The sequence below is a fragment of the Micromonospora saelicesensis genome (assembly GCF_900091575.1).
In the GTDB taxonomy this organism is placed as follows: domain Bacteria; phylum Actinomycetota; class Actinomycetes; order Mycobacteriales; family Micromonosporaceae; genus Micromonospora; species Micromonospora saelicesensis.
On the sequence record NZ_FMCR01000011.1, the window covers coordinates 1 to 18,540 of the forward strand.

Below are 18,540 nucleotides of genomic sequence, written 5' to 3' on the forward strand. Positions count from 1 at the left end.
AAGAACATCAACGTCGATGACATGGCCAAGGAAATGGGCACCACCGAGGCCGGCACCAACTCCATCAACGACATCACCCCCGTGCTGAACAAGGAAACCGGTAAGAACGACGCCTACCGGTCCGTGGAAATCAGCACCCCCGACGCCGACACCAAGCAGACCGACACCCTGCGCGCCGACATCGTCAACACCGTTGACGACGGCCGGGCTGTGGTCGCGAACATCGCCGGCACCAGCGTCGACACCGACGGCAACGCCCACTCCTACGAGGGCGGGCACTACATCAGCGTCGTGGGTTACCGCGACGGCGGCAACACGGTGAAGATCGCCGACTCCGCCGATGCGAACACCGCCTCCTACTGGATCAGCGTCGAGCACCTCGCGGACTGGATCGCCACCCGCGGCTACGCCACCAGCTGACCCCGCACCAGCACACACCGAAGGGCCGGACCCCACCACGGGGCCCGGCCCTTCGGCATGACCGGGTCACTGTCCACGCGCCCTCGCAGGCTCGAACGAAATCGAGGGGTCAACCGAGCTGACCAGGCCACCCACCCCCGGCAAGCCACCCACCGGACCAACCACCCGAGCACAGCGGGCCACCCCACTGACCGCGTCACGGGTCCTTTGGAGCTGATGTCGTAGACGAATCAGAGGCATGGCTCGACCGAGCCGAGCTGGTGATTCGTTCACGACATCAGCTCGATAGGGCGCCACACTCATCTGCCCAGCCTCTGCGCGGAGTGCCGAGGAAAGACCGAGCGCCACTGCCGAGGGCGCGGGGGCGACCGGCGCGTCGGCACGGGCTTTGGTTCGAGCCCGCGCTCCGGAGGGACGCTCGCGGACCGCTTCCGCCCGACCGACCAGGTGCTCAGCCAGCCGCCACGCCCAGGGAACTCGGCCGACCGCCGGGCACAGGTGCACAGCCAACCGCCAGGACCAGGGAACTCAGCCGACCAGTGACTCAGCCGCCGGAGTCGTCCATCTCGGCGCCCTCGGGGACCGTGTCGTCGTCCCGGCTGGCCAGCCAGCCCTCCGGCAGGAAGACCTTGCCGGGCGAGTTGGTACGCCCGCGCGGCTGCCCGAGGGCGGTCACCGGGAAGGGCTCCGCCGGGTCGAGCTTGCCCAGCAGGTCGTCGAGCTGGGCCAGGCTTTCGATCATCGCCAGCGAGCGGCGCAGCTCGCCGCCGACCGGGAAGCCCTTGAGGTACCAGGCGACGTGCTTGCGGAAGTCGGTGCAGCCGTCCCGTTCACCTCGGGCTGGGTTGCGGGCGCCGGCCGTGAACTGGTCGACCAGCAGCTCGGCGTGCCGGCGCATGGTCACCGCCACCTCGCCGAGGGTGGGCAGCCGCCGCTCCGGCCGACCGTTGAAGGCGGCCTCCAGGTCGGCGAAGAGCCACGGTCGGCCCAGGCAGCCGCGCCCGATGACCACGCCGTCCACGCCGGTGTGGGCCACCATGCGCAGCGCGTCGTCGGCCTCCCAGATATCGCCGTTGCCGAGCACCGGCACGTCGAGGGCCTGCTTCAGGGTGGCGATCGCGTCCCAGTCGGCGGTGCCCGAGTAGCGCTGCGACGCCGTGCGCCCGTGCAGGGCCACCGCGGCCACGCCGGCCTCCTGGGCCGCCAGCCCGGCTTCGACGTACGTCAGGTGGTCGTCGTCGATGCCCTTGCGCATCTTCACCGTGACCGGCACCCCGGCCGGTGACGCGGCGGCCACCGCGGCCCGCACGAGTCGCGCGAAGAGCCGGCGCCGCCACGGTAGGGCCGCGCCGCCGCCACGCCGGGTGACCTTGGGGACCGGGCAGCCGAAGTTGAGGTCGATGTGATCGGCCAGGTTGCGCTCGACGACGATCCGCACGGCGGCGGCGGTGATCTCCGGATCGGTGCCGTAGAGCTGGAGACTGCGGGGCTTCTCGTCGTCGCCGAACGCGATCATGCGCAGCGTCTTCGGGTTGCGCTCGACCAGCGCCCGAGTGGTGATCATCTCGCAGACGTAGATGCCGCCGCCCTGCTCGCGACAGAGCCGACGGAACCCGATGTTGGTGATCCCGGCCATCGGCGCGAGCACGACCGGCGGCCACACCTGGTGCTGGCCGAGAGTCAGCGGGCGCAGCGCGGGCACGGTCGAGGCAGTCACCGGACAAGTGTACGGGGCCCCGACCGGCGCTTATCGCGTCGGCCGAGGCCCCGTGCGCAGAGTCTCAGCAGCCGGGGAGACGCTCGATCAGGTAGCGCTCGACCTGGTCCAGGGAGACGCGCTCCTGGGCCATGGTGTCCCGGTTGCGCACCGTCACCGCGTTGTCGTCAAGGGTGTCGAAGTCGACAGTCACACAGAACGGGGTGCCGATCTCGTCCTGCCGACGGTAGCGACGCCCGATCGCCTGCGAGTCGTCGAACTCCACCACCCAGCGCTTGCGCAGCAGGGTCGCGAGGTCCTTGGCCTTGGGCGACAGCGCCTCGTTGCGGGACAGCGGCAGCACCGCCACCTTGACCGGGGCGAGCCTCGGGTCGAACCGCATCACGGTGCGCTTGTCCACGCCGCCCTTGGTGTTCGGCGCCTCGTCCTCGTCGTACGCCTCCAGCAGGAAGGCGAGCACCGCGCGGGTCAGACCCGCGGCCGGCTCGATGACGTACGGCATCCAGCGCTCACTCTTGCTCTGGTCGAAGTACGACAGGTCGACGCCGGAGTGCTTGCTGTGCGTGGAGAGGTCGAAGTCGGTGCGGTTGGCGACACCCTCCAGCTCGGCGAACTCGGTGCCACCGAACTGGAAGCGGTACTCGATGTCCACCGTCCGCTTCGAGTAGTGCGACAGCTTCTCCTTGGGGTGCTCGAACAGGCGCAGATTGTCCGCCGAGAGACCAAGGTCGAGATACCAGTTCCAGCGCTCCTGGAGCCAGTACTCGTGCCACTGCTCGTCGGTGCCCGGCTCGACGAAGAACTCCATCTCCATCTGCTCGAACTCGCGGGTCCGGAAGATGAAGTTGCCGGGGGTGATCTCGTTGCGGAACGACTTGCCGGTCTGCGCGATGCCGAACGGGGGCTTCTTGCGGGCGACCGTCTCGACGTTCTTGTAGTTGACGAAGATGCCCTGCGCGGTCTCCGGGCGCAGGTAGTGCAGCCCCTCGTCGCTCTCCACCGGGCCCAGGTAGGTCTTCATCAGGCCGTTGAACATCTTCGGCTCGGTGAAGGTGCCCTTGTTGCCGCAGTTGGGGCAGTTCAGCTCGGCCAGTGAGGTCAGCGGCTTGCCGTGCTTCTCGGCGTACGCCTCTTCCAGGTGGTCAGCCCGGAACCGCTTGTGACAGAACTGGCACTCGGTGAGCGGGTCGACGAACTCGGCGATGTGGCCGGACGCCTCCCACACCTTGCGGGACAGGATCACCGCGGAGTCCAGGCCGACGACGTCGTCGCGCTGCTGGACCATTGTCTTCCACCACTGCCGGCGGACGTTCTCCTTGAGCTCCACGCCGAGCGGACCGTAGTCCCACGCCGATCGGGTGCCTCCGTAGATCTCACTGGAGGGGAAGACGAAGCCTCGGCGCTTGGCGAGGCTGACGACGGCATCGATACGGTCGGCTGGCATGTTTCCTCCTACGCCGGCTGGCGGTCGGCGGGGGCGAGATGTGGATGGAACGGTCGGTTCGGGACAACGGTACGACCACCGTCGCCCCGAGCCCAGCAGAATACCGGGGACGGGTCAGCTGACCTCGCAGACCTCCACGCCGCCGGTCTGCCCGTCCTGGCCGAGGCTGACCTGTTGCCGCTCCCGGTCGCCGCCGTCGAGGGTCACGTCGACCGGCACGGTCAGGTAGGTGGTGTCCACCTCGCCCACCCGGAACGCGGTCACCTGCGGTTCGGCGGCAGCGCGCCGCTCGAACTCCGGCCGGGACTCACGCCGCTGCGCGTCGTCGCAGAGCTGTTCGTACGCGCGCCCGTAGTTCCGCTCGACCAGCGCCTGGTAGTAGTCGCCGGTCACGGTGCGGGCCTGTTCCCGGATCGCCTGGACTCCGCTGACGGCCAGGCCGACGACGGCGGTGCCACCCCCGCCGCAGCAGAGCACCACGGCGAGCGCGCCGACGCCGAGGCCGATCCAGAGCCGAGTCCGGCGGCCCTCGGTGGGCGGCGCGGCGAACGGCGGAGCCACCCCGGGACCGGGTGGCGGGGCGGGTGCGGTCATAGGAGCAGCGTAGTGTCCGGCGGCTCAGCGGTAAGGACCCGCAGCCCGATCACTCTCGGCGACGACCACGGCCCCGCCCGGGGCGGCGGTGGCCAGCGGCTCGTAGGCGGAGGGCTCGTCGACGGACTCGGCGAGCAGCGGCACGGCGCTGACCTTGACCTCGAAGGCGCCCAGCGCCCGCCGGTACGTGCCGACCGACTCCCATTCGGTGACCAGTGACCAGTGCCGGGGGTCGTCCAGCGCCCGGACCAGTTGGCCGCGCAGGTAGCCGGGCCGGGCGGCCAGCGCGGTGAGGGCGGCGTGCGCCCGTTCGGTGAAGCCGTCGGCGGCATCGACGTCGACCACGAACCGGTTGGTCACCAGCACCGGGGGTTCCTCCTCGTAGAGTCTGTGGGATGCAGCGTACGCAGCGCCCTCTGCTCGCCCGGTTGGCCGGGGCGAACCCGACGTCGGTGTTCCTGCTCACCCTGGTGGTGGTGCTGGTGGCGTTCTTCACGCCCGGGGTGATCGGCGGGCTGCTCACGCTCGCGCTCGCCGGGGTCCTGATCGCCCTGTTGGCGACGACCTGGGCGGTTCAGGCGCCGCAGACCCGGCTGATCCGACTGGTGATGCTCACCCTGCTGGTGACGGTGGGCCTCGCGAAGCTCCTCTGACATGCAATCATGCGTTTTTGACAATCATTATCGTTGCCACGGACAGTTGACGACATGACCAACCGCGCCACGTACCGTGTCCTGGCCGCCGCGACCGCCCTCCTCGCCCTGGGCGCCGGGGCCGGCTGCTCCACCGGCGGCGCCGCCGGCGCCGACCCCCAGCGAGTCGACGTGGTGGCCGCGTTCTACCCCCTCCAGTTCCTGGCCGAACGGATCGGCGGCGACGCGGTCCGGGTCACCAACCTGGCCAAGCCCGGCGCCGAGCCGCACGACCTGGAACTCAACCCGAGCCAGGTCGGTGAGGTCAGCGACGCGGAGCTGATCGTCTACCTCAAGGGGTTCCAGCCGGCGGTGGACGACGCCGTGGCCCAGAACGGCGGCGACCGGGCGTTCGACGTGACCAGCGTGCAGCCGTTGTTGGACGCGTCCGCAGGCGGGCACGACCACGAGGGCGAGGAGGGGCACGCCGAGGAGAGCGGCGGCAAGGACCCGCACGTCTGGCTCGACCCGACCCGGCTCGCCGGCATCGGCGACCAGCTCGCCCAGCGGCTCGGCAAGGCCGACCCGGACCACGCCGCCGACTACACCGCCCGGGCGACCGCCCTGCGCGCCGACCTGACGACCCTGGACGGCGAGTTCAAGCACGGTCTGGCGACCTGCCAGCGGCGGGAGATCGTGACCAGCCACGCCGCGTTCGGCTACCTCGCCGACCGCTACCAGTTGGACCAGGTCGGCATCACCGGGCTGAGCCCGGACGTCGAGCCCTCGCCGCAGCGCCTCGCGCACGTGATCGAGGAGGCGAAGGAGCACCAGGCCACCACGATCTTCTTCGAGACCCTGGTCAGCCCGAAGGTGGCCGAGACCATCGCCGGTCAGGTCGGTGCGAAGACCGCCGTGCTCGACCCGATCGAAGGGCTCGCCGCCGACAGCAACGGGGACTACCTTTCGGTGATGCGCACCAACCTGCGGACCCTGCAGACGGCCTTGAGCTGCTCGTGACCTCACCTGTCATCACCGTCGAGCACGGGGTGGTCGGCTACGACGGCCGCCCCGTGCTCCGGGACATCTCGCTCACCGTGACCGCCGGCGAGGTGGTCGCGATCCTCGGCGCCAACGGCTCGGGCAAGTCCACGCTGATCCGCGCCGTGCTCGGGCTGGTGCCGATCAGCGCCGGCTCGGTCACCCTCTTCGACCGGCCGTTGCGCCGGTTCCGGCAGTGGGCGCGCATCGGGTACGTCCCGCAGCGCCTGGGTGCCGGCGGCGGCGTACCGGCGACCGTCCGGGAGGTGGTGGCCTCCGGCCGGCTGGCCCGTCGCGGGGTGCTGCGTCCGCCGGGTCGAGCCGACCGGTCCGCCGTCGACGCCGCGCTGGGCGCGGTCGGGCTCGCCGACCGGGCCGGTGACCCGGTGTCCACGCTCTCCGGCGGCCAGCAGCAGCGCACCCTGATCGCCCGTGCCCTGGCCGGCCAGCCGGAGCTGCTGGTTCTCGACGAGCCCACCGCCGGGGTGGACGCGGCCAGCCAGGAGGCGTTCGCCGGAGCGCTGCGCGACTTCGTCGGCGACGGCGGAACGGTGCTCCTCGTCGCCCACGAGCTGGGCCCGCTGCGACCGGTGATCAGCCGGGCCGTCGTCGTTCACGAGGGTCGCATCGCCCACGACGGCGCGGTGCCCGACCCGGCCGGCCATCACGCGGAGCCCGACCACGACCACGTGCACCCGCACTGCTACGACGAGCCCGCCGGGCTGTGGAGCAACTGACCCATGGAACTCTTCCAGTACCCCTACATGCAGCGCGCCCTGATCGGCGCCCTGGTGATCGGCCTGGCCGCGCCGGCGCTCGGCATCTACCTGGTGCAGCGCCGGCTGGCGCTGATCGGCGATGGTGTGGGGCACGTGGCGCTGACCGGCGTCGGGGCGGGGCTGCTGCTCAACCGTTCACCGGTGCTGGTCGCGGTGATCGCCGCCACCATCGGCGCGATCGCCATCGAGATCGTCCGGGCCCGTGGGCGTACCTCCGGGGACCTGGCTCTGGCCCTGCTCTTCTACGGCGGCATCGCGGGCGGCGTACTCCTGGTTGGTCTCTCCGACGCGACCAGCGCGAACCTCAACGCCTACCTGTTCGGGTCGCTGACCACCATCTCGCCCGCCGACCTGACCACCATCGCGCTGCTCGGCGCGGCGATCCTGGTCACGATGATCGCGTTGCGGCCGGCGCTCTTCGCGGTCAGTCACGACGAGGAGTACGCCCGGGTCTCCGGCCTGCCGGTCCGCACGCTGAACCTGCTGATCGCGGTCGCCACCGCGGTCACCGTGACCATCGCCATGCGGGCCGTCGGCGTGCTGCTGATCAGCGCGTTGATGGTCGTTCCGGTCGCCACCGCCCAGCAGGTCACCCGGGGCTTCCGCAGCACGATGGCCGCCGCGATGGCGCTCGGTTTCTTCGCCGCCGGTTCGGGTGTCTGGGTGGCGGCCACGGCGGACACCGCACCGGGCGCCTCGGTGGTGCTGGTGGCGATCGCGTCGTTCCTGGTGGTGGCCGTGGCCGGCGCTGTCTGGCGGGTCGTGCGCCGTCGGACGACGCCGACCGCCGCGCCGACACCGGAACCTCACGAGGTCGTGCTGAGCTGAGCCTGGTCAGCGCGACGTCGGTGGTATTGGTTACCGTTGCAGGATGACCAGCGCGACGGGCTACGACGGGTTCGACGGGGCCAGCGAGCTGCTCCGCGCCCTGTCCGCTCCGATTCGGCTGGCCATCGTCAGTGAGCTGGCCGGCGGCGAGCGGTGCGTGCACGAGTTGGTGGAGAAGCTCGGCGCGGCGCAACCACTGGTCTCCCAGCACCTGCGGGTGTTGCGCGGAGCGGGCGTGGTGCGCGGCTCCCGCCGAGGCCGGGAGATCGCCTACAGCCTGGTCGACGAGCACGTCGCGCACATCGTGGCGGACGCGGTCAGCCACGCCGGGGAGGGATCATGAGCGAGAGCAGCGCCGCGGTGCGCAACACCCGGCAGCGTTCGGCGGTGAGCGCGCTGCTGGGCGAGATGGAGGGCTTCCACAGCGCCCAGGACCTGCACGCGATGCTGCGGCAGCGCGGCGAGCGGGTCGGCCTGACCACCGTCTACCGCACCCTCCAGGGGCTCGCCGACGCCGGTGAGATCGACGTGATGCGTCCGCCGGGCGGCGAGCACCTCTACCGCCGGTGCAGCGAGGGGCACCACCACCACCTGGTCTGCCGGGTGTGCGGGCGTACGGTCGAGGTGGCCGGTCCGGCCGTGGAGAGCTGGGCCGATCGGGTCGCCGCGCAGCACGGCTACGCCGACGTCAGCCACACCCTGGAGATCTTCGGCACCTGCCCGACCTGCCCGCGCTGACCACCAGCGCCCGGTCGATCGCGATCCGGGCTCACTTCACGGCTACACCGGGCGAGGCGTTCGTGGCACGCTGGCCGGCGTGAAAATCTATGCCGATCGGTTTCCGACCGCCGCCCGTCAGCTGCTCACCGACCTGCTCGTCGTCGCCTGGGTGTACGCGGCGATCCGCGGCGCGCTGTGGCTGCACGACCTGGTGCAGAAGCTCGCCGTGCCGGGGCAGAAGTTGGAGGGCGCCGGCAGTGGGCTCGCCGACAACCTGGGCGACGCCGGCAGCAAGGTCGGCCGGGTGCCACTGGTCGGCGACGAACTCACCGCACCGTTCCAGCGCGCCGCCGAGGCCGCCCGCTCGCTCGCCGACGCCGGGCGCGACCAGCAGCACCTGGTCGACCAACTCGCGCTGGCCCTCGCCGTCGCGGTGCTGATCTTCCCGCTCGGCATCGTGCTGTTCGGCTGGCTGCCGCTGCGGGTCCGTTGGATGCGCCGGGCCGGATCGGCGACGAAGCTGGCCGCCGGACCAGCCGGCCGGGACCTGCTCGCCCTACGCGCGCTGGCTACCCAGCCCTTGGGCAAACTGACCCGGATCGGTCCGGACGTCGCAGAGGCGTGGCGGCGCGGCGACGACGCGACCGTCGACGCCCTGGCCGCCCTGGAGCTGCGTCAACTCGGCCTACGCGGCCGGGGCCGCTGAGGTCTTTCGCCGGCACGCCCGCCCGTCGGGGCAGCGCCACTCCGGTAAGCGATATACCTCAGAGGTATAAATATGACTCCCTGGTATACGGCTCACGAGTACATGTCCACCCGAAAGGGCACCGAGAGCCGGCCGGGCGCAGGTTCAGCTCGACGAGGGTGTCGTTAAGGTCGTCGGGTGTTCTACTTCCTCGTCGTCATCGCCGTCCTGCTGCTCGGCTACGCCGCCGTTCTGGTCTCCTTCGTCCGCCGGGGCAAGAAGATCCCACCCGCGGCGTACCTGGCCCTGGCCGGGCTCAACGGTCTGATCCTGGCGGGAGTGCTGGCCTGGGCGGTCTCCCGCTGACCGACAGCGCCGACCCGCGCGGCGGCGAGCCCGCGCGGCGGCGAGCCCGCGCGGCGCGGTTTACGGCTTTGGCGGGATGCGGCGGCGGACGTCCTCGGCGGTGGACGGGCCGGGCGACCAGCGGGCCACCCAGGGCAGCTCCTCGGACGGGGTGAGCACGCCCTCCTCCAGGCCCGCGTAGCGGCCGGCGAGGATGCGCTTCGCGGCGGCGCTGTCGACCGAGTCGGTGTTGTCCCAGAGTGCGGCGAACAGGGCGTCCACCCGCACCCGCGCCTGCCGGCAGAACAGGTCGGCCAGCTCGACGTTCTCCGGGCGGCTGTCCCGTTCGGCGGAGGCCCGGACGCAGACCGCGGACATCGCGAACAACTCGGCGCCGATGTCCACCACCCGACCGAGGAACGCCTGCTTACGCTCCATCTTCCCCTGCCAGCGGGACATCGCGTAGAACGTCGACCGGGCCAGCTTGCGCGACGAACGCTCCACCTGGCGCAGGTGCGCGGCGAGCGGGCCGAACTCGGCGTACGCCGAAGGGCTCTGCCCCCGACCGACGGCGAGGGTGGGCAGCCACTTCGCGTAGAAGGCGCCCGCTCGCGCGCCGGCTCGGGCCTTGCGGCCCAGCCCCGCGTCCGGGTCGATGATGTCGCCGGCCACCGACAGGTGGGCGTCGACCGCCTCCCGCGCGATCAGCAGGTGCATGATCTCGGTGGACCCCTCGAAGATCCGGTTGATCCGCAGGTCGCGCAGCATCTGCTCGACGGCGGCCGGGCGTTCGCCGCGGGCGGCCAGTGAGTCGGCCGTCTCGTAGCCGCGCCCACCCCGGATCTGGATCAGCTCGTCGGCGATCTTCCAGGCCATCTCGCTGGCGTACAGCTTGACCAGTGCCGCCTCGATCCGGATGTCGTTGCGGTCGTCGTCGGCGAGCAGGCAGCAGAGGTCGAGCATCGTCTCCATGCCGTACGTGGTGGCGGCGATGAAGGAGAGCTTCTGCGCTACCGCCTCGTGCTCACCGACCGGCCGTCCCCACTGGACCCGGTCGGCGGCCCACCCCCGGGCCACGTTCAACGCCCACTTGCCGGCGCCCACGCACATGGCCGGCAGTGAGAGCCGGCCGGTGTTCAGAGTGGTCAGGGCGATCTTCAGCCCCTTGCCCTCGCCACCGATGACGTTCTCGGCGGGGACGATCACGTCGTGGAACCGGGTCAGGCTGTTCTCCAGGCCGCGCAGGCCGATGAACTCGTTGCGCCGCTCGACAGTGATGCCGGGGCTGTCGCCGTCCACCACGAACGCGGTGATACCGCCCCGACGTCCATCCGTGGCCGGCACGCGGGCCATCACCACCAGCAGGGTGGCCACGATGCCGTTGGTGGCCCAGAGCTTCACCCCGTTGAGCCGGTAACCGGTGCCGTCCTCGGTCGGCTCCGCGATGGTGGCCAGCCGGGCCGGGTCGGAGCCGACGTCCGGCTCGGTGAGCAGGAACGCGGACACCTCGCCCGCGGCGAGCCGGGGCAGGAAGCGTTGCTTCTGCTCGGCGGTGCCGAACATCTTCAGTGGCTGCGGCACCCCGATCGACTGGTGCGCCGAGAGCAGCGCGCCGATGGCCGGGCTGACCGAGCCGGCCAGCATGAGCGCCCGGCAGTAGTGCAGGTTGCTCAGCCCGAGCCCGCCGTACTTGCGGTCGATCTTCATGCCGAACGCGCCGAGGTCGGCCAGGCCGTGGAACACCGAGTCGGGTATCGACGCGTCCCGCTCGATGGCCTCACCATCAACCTCGGAGGTCAGGAAGGCGCGGAACCGACCAAGGAACTCCTCCGCGCGAGCCACGTCGTCCGGATCGGATCGGGGCCACGGGTCGATCAGGTCGAGCCGGAACCGGCCGAGGAACAACTCCTTGCCGAAGCTGGGTCGGTCCCAGGTGGACTCCCGGGCGGCCTCGGCGACCTGCCGGGCCTCCTTCTCGGTGACCTGCCCCGCTTCCGCGGGCAGCGGCGCGGCGGAACCGGCGGTGGTTTCGGAGTCGGGGCCTTCCGGTGCCGGTCGGCCATCCTGCGTCGTGGTCACGGCTGCCCCCTCGAAGCTCGGTGCGGCTGTTCGACGTGCGCGACTACCGCCACGCTACCCCCGGTTGTTACCCAGGGGTAGCGCTGCGTGAAGATCGACGCGGTCAGCGACCGTTGATGGTGTCCGGGTCGTCGTCATCGTCGTCGATGTCGTCCTCACCCCAGTTGCGTCGGGCGAACGGCAGGGCCACCCAGAACGTGAGGAACCAGATTCCGGCCAGGGCGCTGAGCACGAAGGCGATCGGCCGGTCCAGCACGAAGTCGGTGATCAGCAGCACCGCGCTGACCATCGCGATCAGCATGAAGGCGAGGCCGCCGGTGGCCATCCGGTGCGCGAAGCGGACCAGCTCCGGTTTGCGCCCCTGCCGGAACAGCGCCCGGTGGAACGCCACCGGCGAGATGATCAGTGCGGTGGCGGCGGCCGCCGCGAGCAACGCCACGATGTAGACGTCGCGCTGGAACTCCGTGGTCTCGGTGAACCCGTTACTGAACGGCAGGGTGAGCAGGAAGGCGAAGAGGATCTGCACGCCGGTCTGAGCGACCCGCAACTCCTGCAGCAGGTCGGCGAAGTTGCGCTGCCAGCGCTGCTTCTCGGTCTCCTTGGACACGCGCTACCTCCGGTGAGACGCTACTGCCGGCGGTCCCGGCCGCCGGCAGCAACGCCAATGCCCCACCCGGCCGAGCGCGAAACAGGTTCACGACATCGGCCGTTCATCGCGGCGACGTATCTCCGCCGCCAGCACCATGTCAGGAGCCGCGTCGGATCCGGCCCGCGTACCGCGCTTCCAGCTCGTTGTTGTGCGCGTCGCCGTCCGGGATGTTCGCCGACAGGTAGACCGGGGGCCGCTCCCCCGCCGCCAGCAACCGCGCCACCACCTCCACTGTCACCTGCTGCGCCAGCAGCGCCGCGGTGATCGAGGAGACCGCGCCGACCGCGCCGCCACCAGGCAGGGGCAGCGTCGCGTCGCCGTACGGCGCGCCGTTGTCGAGCACCACGTCGGCGAGGTCGCTCAGCTTGCGCCCGGACGGGTGCCGGGAGGCCATCCGGCCGGAGTGCCGCGCCGAGGTGATCGCCACCAACCCGTGACCGTGCTCCTTCACCAGCGTGGCGAACTCCACCATCGCGCCGTTGACCCCGGAGTTCGAGGCGAGCACGAAGACGTCGGTGGGGCGCACCGGGGCCAGCTCGTAGAGGCGGTGCGCGACGGCCGGGTCCCGTTCCAGCAGCGGGCCGAGCCGGTCGGCCGGTTCGCCGCCGAGCAGCACCAGGTCGCGTAGCGCGATCCGGTTGGTCGGCACCAGACCGCCCGCCCGTCCGGCGATCTCCATGGCGAGGGCCTCCGAGTGCCCGGTGCCGAACGCGTGCACCACGCCGTCGGCTCGGACGGCCTCGGCGATCAGGTCGGCGGCCCGCCCCACCGCCTCCCGCTGACTGGCGGCCACCCGGCCGATCGTCTCGGTCACCACGGCCAGGTAGTCCTCGGCACTCACCGTCATACGTCCTCCGTCGTTCGATTACGAGCCAGCCAGCGAACCGCGAAGTCGACCGCCGCCCGCTGGCGCATCAACCTGCCGGTCCCGGTGCCGACCGGTGCGGTGCGTACCGCTCCGGTGGCCTCCAGGTCCCGGCCCAACGCGGCGAAGTCGTCCGCGTCGAGTCGTACGTCCTGCCACCACACCCATTCCCGACCACCGTCGGCGGTACGCACGGCAGCACCGATCCGCTCCCGGGGCGAGCCGGGGCGGCGGTACTCGGCCAGGTGCAGCGAGGTGCTCACCGAGTGGTCCACGCCGAGCAGCAACACGTCGGCGTCGAGGTCGTAGAGGCGAGCCAGCGGGGAGCCCTCGCCGAGCATGTCGGCCACTGTGTGCCCGGCCACCACCTGCTCGGCGGCCGGACCGAGGGCGGCGAACGACACGTGCGGATGGGAGCTGCGCAGTGCACCGGGCCAGCCGCGGACCGTCTCGGCGAGCACACCCATGAACCGGCTCGGCGTGACCGCCGGGTCGAAGCCCGGCATCTCCGAGCGGATCAGCGGCCACCAGTCCGCCGGCACCGGCGGGTTGCGCCACTGCGCGGGGTCGCTGTTGTCGGGCGTGTGGGTGGGCACGACGATCGTGCCGTCCGGGCCGAGCGCGTCACGCAGGGCGAGCACCACCGCGTGCGGGCCGCCGCTGACGAAGCCCAGCGGACGCAGCGAGGCGTGCACCAGCAGCGTCGCGCCGGGGCGTACGCCCAGCACCCGCAGCTGCGCGGCGATCGAGCGACGGCTGCCCGGCCCGCTGGCGTCCGTCGTCACGATGGCTTTCCCTCGCGGACCCGCACGGCTCAGGCCGTTTCGCCGGCTCGGGCCAGGATCGCCTCGGCGAGCGGGGCCGGCGCCGCGTCCGGGATCCAGTGACTCACCCCGGGCAGCTGCACGAAGCGGTAGTCCCCGGTGACGTTCTGCGCGCACGCCTCGGCGGCGGTCCGGCCGATGGCGACGTCGCGGTCACTCCAGACGTACGTGGTGGGCACCGCCACCGGGCCGACGGCGGCCAGGTCGGCGCGGGACATCGCCCGGTACCAGTTCAGCGCGGCCGTGAGCGCACCCGGCTCGCGCATCGGGTCGGCGTACCGGTTCACCCGGGACGTGTCGCCCACCCCGCCGAGCAGCTTGCGCAGCGCGGTGGCGTGCCACGCCAGCAGCACCTTCTCCGCCTTGTCGGGCTTGCGGAACAGCGCGATGTACGACGAGCGGGCCTTCTGTTGGGCGTCGGCGCTCAGGGCGTGCGCCATGGCCGCCGGATGCGGTACGGACACCGCGGTCAGCGTGTGCACCCGCTCGGGGTGCCCGGCGGCAACCGCCCAGGCCACGATCGCGCCCCAGTCGTGGCCGACCAGGTGCACGGCGTCCAACCCGAGCGCGTCGAGCACCGCCACCACGTCGGTGACGAGTTCGGGGATCCGGTAGTCGGCCACCGCCGTCGGCCGGGCGCCGGGTGAGTAGCCGCGCTGGTCCAGCGCGTACGTGCGCAGCCCACCCGCGTGCAGCGCCGGCACCACGTCGTCCCACTCGCCGCTGTGCTGGGGGAAACCGTGCAGCAGCAGGACGGGTACGCCGTCCGTCGGACCGCCGACGGTCACCTCGAACGTGAAGCCTCGCGCATCAACCCGCATGATCGGAAGCGTACCCAGCCGGCGGTCGGCCGGTCGCTCCCGCAGGTCACGCGGATGCCCTGCTGGGCCCACGCCCCCGGTCGGTGTTAGCGTCAGCGAGACAACTTCATATCCGACAGGGGAGCGCACAGCGCTGAGAGTGCGGGCACGCCCGCAGACCCTCGAACCTGATCTGGGTAATGCCAGCGCAGGGAGTTCGGTCGACCTCCAGCCGCGCCGCAGTCCGGTGCCACCGGACGCGGCGTGCGTCTTCTCCTGGTTCGCACTCACGAACTGGGAGCAACACATGAAATCCACCACCGACACACACCGTTGGCGCACCATCGACATCGTGGTCGCCTCGGTGATCGCGGTCGCCTTCGGCGTCATCTTCTGGGCCTGGGGCCTGGTCTGGAGCGCCACCGAGGGCGCGTTCGCCTTCTTCCCGCCGGCGCAGACGCTGCTCTACGGCGTCTGGCTGATGCCGGCGGTGATCGGTGGGCTCGTCATCCGCAAGCCCGGCGCCGCGCTCTACTGCGAGACCGTGGCCGCGGTCCTGTCCGCGCTGCTGGGCAGCCAGTGGGCCGGCACGGTGATCCCACAGGGCATCGTGCAGGGCATCGGCGCCGAGCTGGCCTTCGCCGCCTTCCGGTACCGGTCGTTCCGGCTGCCGACCGCGGTGTTCGCGGGCGCGCTGACCGGCCTCAGCGCCGCACTGTTCGACTTCTTCGTCTGGAACGTCGACTACGCGCTGACCGACTACCGCATCCCGTACGCGCTGCTCACCATCGTCAGCGCCACCGTGATCGCCGGCCTGGGCGGCTGGCTGCTGACGAACGCCCTGGCCAACACCGGCGTCCTGGACCGCTTCCCAGCAGGCCGAAACCGAGCCCTGATCTAGCCCCCACCCACTCGCGTTGATCAAGAGGTTTGCGTCAACGGAAGGCGATTTCCTGACGCAAACCTCTTGATCAACCGGGGATAGGCGGGGGCGCGCGGTTGGGTGGGAGGGGGTGGGTTGGTGGGCGGGGTACTGCTGCGGGGGTTCGGGTGGCGGCACGCCGGGCGGCGCGCCTGGGCCGTACGCGGGGTTGATCTGCGGGTTGAGGCTGGGGAGCGGGTTTTGCTTCTCGGGCCCTCCGGGGCCGGTAAGAGCACACTGCTCAGCGCATTGGCCGGGCTGCTTCCTGAGGACTCCGGCGAGCAGGAGGGCACCGTCGAGATCGACGGGCTCGACCCACGCAAGGGGCGGGAACGGGTCGGCATCGTCTTCCAGGACCCGGAGACCCAACTGGTGATGGCGCGCTGCGGCGACGACGTCGCGTTCGGGCTGGAGAACCGGGGCGTGCCGTCCGACGAGATCTGGCCCCGGGTGGACGAGGCGCTGCACCGGGTCGGCTTCCCGTACTCGCGGGACCGCCACACCGCGGCGCTCTCCGGCGGCGAGCAGCAACGCCTCGCCCTGGCCGGCGCGCTGGCCCTGCGCCCCGCCCTGCTGCTGCTCGACGAGCCGACCGCCAACCTCGACCCCGCCGGGGCCGACCTGGTCCGGCGCGCGGTGGCCGGCGCGCTGGACGCCGACACCACGCTGATCCTGGTCGAGCACCGGGTCGCCGAGGCACTGCCGCTGGTCGACCGGGTGGTCGTCCTGGAACCGGGCGGCGGCGTCCGCGCGGACGGCACACCCGAGGCGGTCTTCGCCGCCCACGGCGCCGCCCTGGCCGCCGAGGGGGTCTGGGTGCCCGGTCACCCCATCGCGCCCCGGCCGGCCACCGCCGGCCCCGGGGAGGTGTTGCTCACCGCCGACCGGCTCGGCCTGCCACCCCGGCTGGGCTCCACCGACCTGGCGGTACGTGCCGGTGAAGCACTCGCCGTACGCGGACCCAACGGCGCCGGCAAGTCCACCCTGGCGTTGCTGCTCGGCGGTCTGCTCCGGCCGGGCAACGGTCGGGTCACCGCGTCCGCCGAGTTGGCCGGCGCGGACCACCGCACTCCCCCGCACCGGTGGCGGGCGCCCGCGCTGGCCCGACGGATCGGGTCGGTCTTCCAGGATCCGGAGCACCAGTTCGTGACCAGCACGGTCTTCGACGAGCTGGCGCTGGGCCCGCGCCGCACCGGTCAACCCGAGGCGGCCGTCAAGGAGACAGTGGCCGGGCTGCTGGACCGGCTGCGGCTGGCCCGGCTCGCCGCCGCCAACCCGTACACCCTCTCCGGTGGCGAGGCCCGGCGGCTGAGCGTGGCGACGGCCCTGGCCACCGCGCCACGCCTGCTGATCTGCGACGAACCCACCTTCGGCCAGGACCGGCGGACCTGGCGGGAGCTGGTCGACCTCTTCGCCGACCTGCGCGACGCCGGGCACGGCGTGGTCACTGTCACCCACGACGCGGACTTCGTCGCCGCGCTCGCCGACCGCACCGTCACCCTGCACCGCGCCCCGGACGAGCACCGATGATCAGCATCGAGCCGGTCGCCGCGCCGGACGCGCCGTTGGCCCGCCGCAACCCGGTGGCGAAGGTCGCCGCCGCACTGGTCTTCTCGTTCACCCTGCTGGCGACCCTGGACCCGGTGGCCCCGGCGATCGCCATCGCCCTCGAACTGGCCGTCCTGCCGCTGTTCGGCATCCGCTACCGGGTGCTGGCCCGGCGGGCCTGGCCGCTGCTGCTCAGTGCCGCCGGCATCCTGGTCACCCTGGTGCTGTTCGCGGCCGACCGGTCCGGCCGGATCCTGCTGGACGCGGGACCGGTGCTGGTGAGCACCGGCGTCCTGCTCACCGCGCTCGGCCTGGTGCTGCGGGTGTTCGCGGTGGCCCTGCCCGGTGTGATCGTCTTCGCGACCACCGACCCCACCGACCTGGCCGACGCGTTGATCCAGAACGCGAAGGCGCCAGCCCGGTTCGCCATCGGGGCGCTGGCCGCGTTCCGGCTGGTGCCGCTGCTCGGTCAGGAGTGGCAGATGATCAGCATGGCTCGACGCGCGCGGGGCGTCGACGCGGGACGCAACCCGGTGGCGAAGCTGCGGCTCTTCGCCTCCACCGCGTTCGCGCTGCTGGTGGGGGCGATCCGCCGAGGCACCCGACTGGCGGTGGCGATGGACGCGCGCGGCTTCGACGCCGGCACACCCCGTACCGTCGCCCGCCAGCAGCACTTCACCCGCGCCGACGTCCTCCTCATCGCCGGCGCGGCCGTCCTCGCCGCCGCCGCCCTGACCACGAGCGTCGTCCTGGGCACCTTCCGCCCCCTGATCAGCTGAGTCCGCCCCCGCTGGCCGCCCGCTGCCCGCCCCCGCTGCTGCCCGCAGCCGCCGCCCGCCGTCCGGGCGCAAGATCCGCACAACATCATGGATGTAGTGGCCTCGTTGGCGCCTGAGGCCACTACATCCCTGATGTTGCTGTCACCACCCCGCGCCCACGCGCCGCCCCCGCCGATCTTGCGGTTTCTGTCGTTGATTCATCCCGTTATGCCGGTGATGCGATGACAGAAAGTGCAAGATCGCCGCGCCGAGTGGGGTGGGGTGGGATGGCTCGGTCAGCTGCGGCGGAAGGCGTAGCGGCGGGCCTGGCCGGCTTGCTGGCCGCGGCCGCCGCCGGAGCGGTTGCCGCCACCCTGCGGCGGGCCTGCCGTCGGTGCCTTCGGCCGACTGGTCGGCTTCGGCAGATCTCGCATCGTCGGCGCATCGACGACCGCCGGCACGTCGACGACCGACGGAACATCGACCGCTGTCGGCACGTCGACCGGCGGCGCCACCTCGTCCAGGACGGCCGCCGGCAGCGCCGGCTCGGCGAGCACCGCCAGCAGCGCCGTTTCGGCCAGTGCCGTCGGAAGCGCCGGCTCGGCGAGCACCGCCAGCAGCGCCGGCTCGGCCAGCGTTCCCGGTTCCACAAGCACCGCCGGCAACGCCGGCTCGACCGCGAGGTCGAGAGCGGGGAGGGTGGTTGGGAGCGGGCCGTGGCCGGCCGCCGGGTCGACGCCGAGCGGCGTCGCTCTCGGGGTACGGGTCTTCTTCGGGTTACGCCTGGCAGGCATCCGGGCCTCCTTCAATGCCGACCGGCACGGCCGGTCCCGCGCTGCGGCGGTCGGTCGGATCGGCTGGTGACCGCCGTCGCGCGACGGTCGAGTGGG

Annotated in this window: 22 protein-coding genes and 1 riboswitch; of the genes, 12 read left to right on the top strand and 10 right to left on the bottom strand. The window is 71.8% G+C overall.

The window, feature by feature from the left end; all coding sequences use genetic code 11:
• On the top strand, positions 1–420 hold a 420-nt coding region (locus GA0070561_RS32330), incomplete at its 5' end, for a C39 family peptidase (protein ID WP_208603901.1).
• Positions 421–964: 544 nt separating this feature from the next.
• Here the strand turns inward: GA0070561_RS32330 and dusB are convergent.
• The 4 genes from dusB to GA0070561_RS32350 form a co-directional block, all read right to left on the bottom strand.
• On the bottom strand, positions 965–2,137 hold the full coding sequence (gene dusB, locus GA0070561_RS32335) for a tRNA dihydrouridine synthase DusB (protein ID WP_091409672.1): 1,173 nt from the start codon (positions 2,135–2,137) through the stop codon (positions 965–967).
• Positions 2,138–2,201: 64 nt separating this feature from the next.
• A complete protein-coding gene (locus GA0070561_RS32340) occupies positions 2,202–3,581 on the bottom strand; it encodes a glycine--tRNA ligase (protein ID WP_091409675.1) in 1,380 nt (459 codons plus the stop codon).
• 114 nt (positions 3,582–3,695) lie between these two features.
• Positions 3,696–4,175: a hypothetical protein gene (locus GA0070561_RS32345; RefSeq protein WP_091409679.1), complete on the bottom strand. Its 480-nt coding sequence runs from the start codon at positions 4,173–4,175 to the stop codon at positions 3,696–3,698.
• A gap of 24 nt (positions 4,176–4,199) precedes the next feature.
• The gene (locus GA0070561_RS32350) at positions 4,200–4,541 is read right to left on the bottom strand and encodes an antibiotic biosynthesis monooxygenase family protein (protein WP_091409682.1); all 342 of its coding nucleotides are present in this window, start codon (positions 4,539–4,541) and stop codon (positions 4,200–4,202) included.
• A 29-nt stretch (positions 4,542–4,570) separates the two neighbouring features.
• Here GA0070561_RS32350 and GA0070561_RS32355 point away from each other — a divergent pair, with 29 nt between their 5' ends.
• The 8 genes from GA0070561_RS32355 (at position 4,571) to GA0070561_RS33880 (ending at position 9,226) form a co-directional block, all read left to right on the top strand.
• The gene (locus GA0070561_RS32355) at positions 4,571–4,828 is read left to right on the top strand and encodes a hypothetical protein (RefSeq protein WP_030338196.1); all 258 of its coding nucleotides are present in this window, start codon (positions 4,571–4,573) and stop codon (positions 4,826–4,828) included.
• 54 nt (positions 4,829–4,882) lie between these two features.
• Positions 4,883–5,827, top strand: coding sequence for a metal ABC transporter substrate-binding protein (locus tag GA0070561_RS32360; protein ID WP_091409686.1), 945 nt, complete (start codon positions 4,883–4,885; stop codon positions 5,825–5,827).
• A complete protein-coding gene (locus tag GA0070561_RS32365; protein WP_091409689.1) occupies positions 5,824–6,585 on the top strand; it encodes a metal ABC transporter ATP-binding protein in 762 nt (253 codons plus the stop codon). Before GA0070561_RS32360 ends, GA0070561_RS32365 begins: the two co-directional genes overlap by 4 nt.
• Positions 6,586–6,588: 3 nt before the next feature.
• On the top strand, positions 6,589–7,455 hold the full coding sequence (locus GA0070561_RS32370) for a metal ABC transporter permease (protein ID WP_091409693.1): 867 nt from the start codon (positions 6,589–6,591) through the stop codon (positions 7,453–7,455).
• A 43-nt stretch (positions 7,456–7,498) separates the two neighbouring features.
• On the top strand, positions 7,499–7,798 hold the full coding sequence (locus GA0070561_RS32375) for an ArsR/SmtB family transcription factor (protein ID WP_030338189.1): 300 nt from the start codon (positions 7,499–7,501) through the stop codon (positions 7,796–7,798).
• Positions 7,795–8,193 (top strand): Fur family transcriptional regulator, encoded by a 399-nt coding sequence (locus GA0070561_RS32380; protein WP_091409697.1) that lies wholly within the window; start codon positions 7,795–7,797, stop codon positions 8,191–8,193. The genes GA0070561_RS32375 and GA0070561_RS32380 overlap by 4 nt, the downstream gene beginning before the upstream one ends.
• A 79-nt stretch (positions 8,194–8,272) precedes the next feature.
• Positions 8,273–8,881, top strand: a complete 609-nt coding sequence (locus GA0070561_RS32385; RefSeq protein ID WP_091409700.1) for a hypothetical protein — start codon at positions 8,273–8,275, stop codon at positions 8,879–8,881.
• 177 nt (positions 8,882–9,058) lie between these two features.
• Positions 9,059–9,226, top strand: coding sequence for a hypothetical protein (locus GA0070561_RS33880; RefSeq protein WP_167337361.1), 168 nt, complete (start codon positions 9,059–9,061; stop codon positions 9,224–9,226).
• A 60-nt stretch (positions 9,227–9,286) separates the two neighbouring features.
• On the opposite strand, the gene GA0070561_RS32390 is transcribed toward GA0070561_RS33880, so the two are convergent.
• The 5 genes from GA0070561_RS32390 to GA0070561_RS32410 form a co-directional block, all read right to left on the bottom strand.
• A complete protein-coding gene (locus GA0070561_RS32390) occupies positions 9,287–11,284 on the bottom strand; it encodes an acyl-CoA dehydrogenase family protein (RefSeq protein ID WP_091409703.1) in 1,998 nt (665 codons plus the stop codon).
• Between the two features lie 103 nt (positions 11,285–11,387).
• Positions 11,388–11,891, bottom strand: a complete 504-nt coding sequence (locus tag GA0070561_RS32395) for a DUF6328 family protein (protein ID WP_091409708.1) — start codon at positions 11,889–11,891, stop codon at positions 11,388–11,390.
• A gap of 139 nt (positions 11,892–12,030) precedes the next feature.
• The gene (locus GA0070561_RS32400; protein ID WP_091409712.1) at positions 12,031–12,780 is read right to left on the bottom strand and encodes a sugar isomerase domain-containing protein; all 750 of its coding nucleotides are present in this window, start codon (positions 12,778–12,780) and stop codon (positions 12,031–12,033) included.
• A complete protein-coding gene (locus GA0070561_RS32405; protein ID WP_091409716.1) occupies positions 12,777–13,583 on the bottom strand; it encodes an AAC(3) family N-acetyltransferase in 807 nt (268 codons plus the stop codon). The genes GA0070561_RS32400 and GA0070561_RS32405 overlap by 4 nt, the downstream gene beginning before the upstream one ends.
• A 29-nt stretch (positions 13,584–13,612) precedes the next feature.
• Positions 13,613–14,443 (bottom strand): alpha/beta fold hydrolase, encoded by an 831-nt coding sequence (locus GA0070561_RS32410; protein ID WP_091409718.1) that lies wholly within the window; start codon positions 14,441–14,443, stop codon positions 13,613–13,615.
• A gap of 107 nt (positions 14,444–14,550) precedes the next feature.
• Positions 14,551–14,655: riboswitch (TPP riboswitch) on the top strand.
• 74 nt (positions 14,656–14,729) lie between these two features.
• On the opposite strand from GA0070561_RS32410, the gene GA0070561_RS32415 reads away from it, so the two are divergent.
• The 3 genes from GA0070561_RS32415 (at position 14,730) to GA0070561_RS32425 (ending at position 17,671) form a co-directional block, all read left to right on the top strand.
• Positions 14,730–15,323 carry an ECF transporter S component gene (locus tag GA0070561_RS32415; protein ID WP_091409990.1) on the top strand — a complete coding sequence of 198 codons (594 nt, stop codon included), beginning with the start codon at positions 14,730–14,732 and terminating at the stop codon, positions 15,321–15,323.
• 120 nt (positions 15,324–15,443) lie between these two features.
• Positions 15,444–16,874, top strand: a complete 1,431-nt coding sequence (locus GA0070561_RS32420) for an ABC transporter ATP-binding protein (RefSeq protein ID WP_091409722.1) — start codon at positions 15,444–15,446, stop codon at positions 16,872–16,874.
• The gene (locus tag GA0070561_RS32425) at positions 16,871–17,671 is read left to right on the top strand and encodes an energy-coupling factor transporter transmembrane component T family protein (RefSeq protein ID WP_091409725.1); all 801 of its coding nucleotides are present in this window, start codon (positions 16,871–16,873) and stop codon (positions 17,669–17,671) included. Before GA0070561_RS32420 ends, GA0070561_RS32425 begins: the two co-directional genes overlap by 4 nt.
• A 275-nt stretch (positions 17,672–17,946) precedes the next feature.
• On the opposite strand, the gene GA0070561_RS32430 is transcribed toward GA0070561_RS32425, so the two are convergent.
• Positions 17,947–18,444 (bottom strand): hypothetical protein, encoded by a 498-nt coding sequence (locus tag GA0070561_RS32430; protein ID WP_091409729.1) that lies wholly within the window; start codon positions 18,442–18,444, stop codon positions 17,947–17,949.
• Between the last annotated feature and the right edge of the window lie 96 nt (positions 18,445–18,540).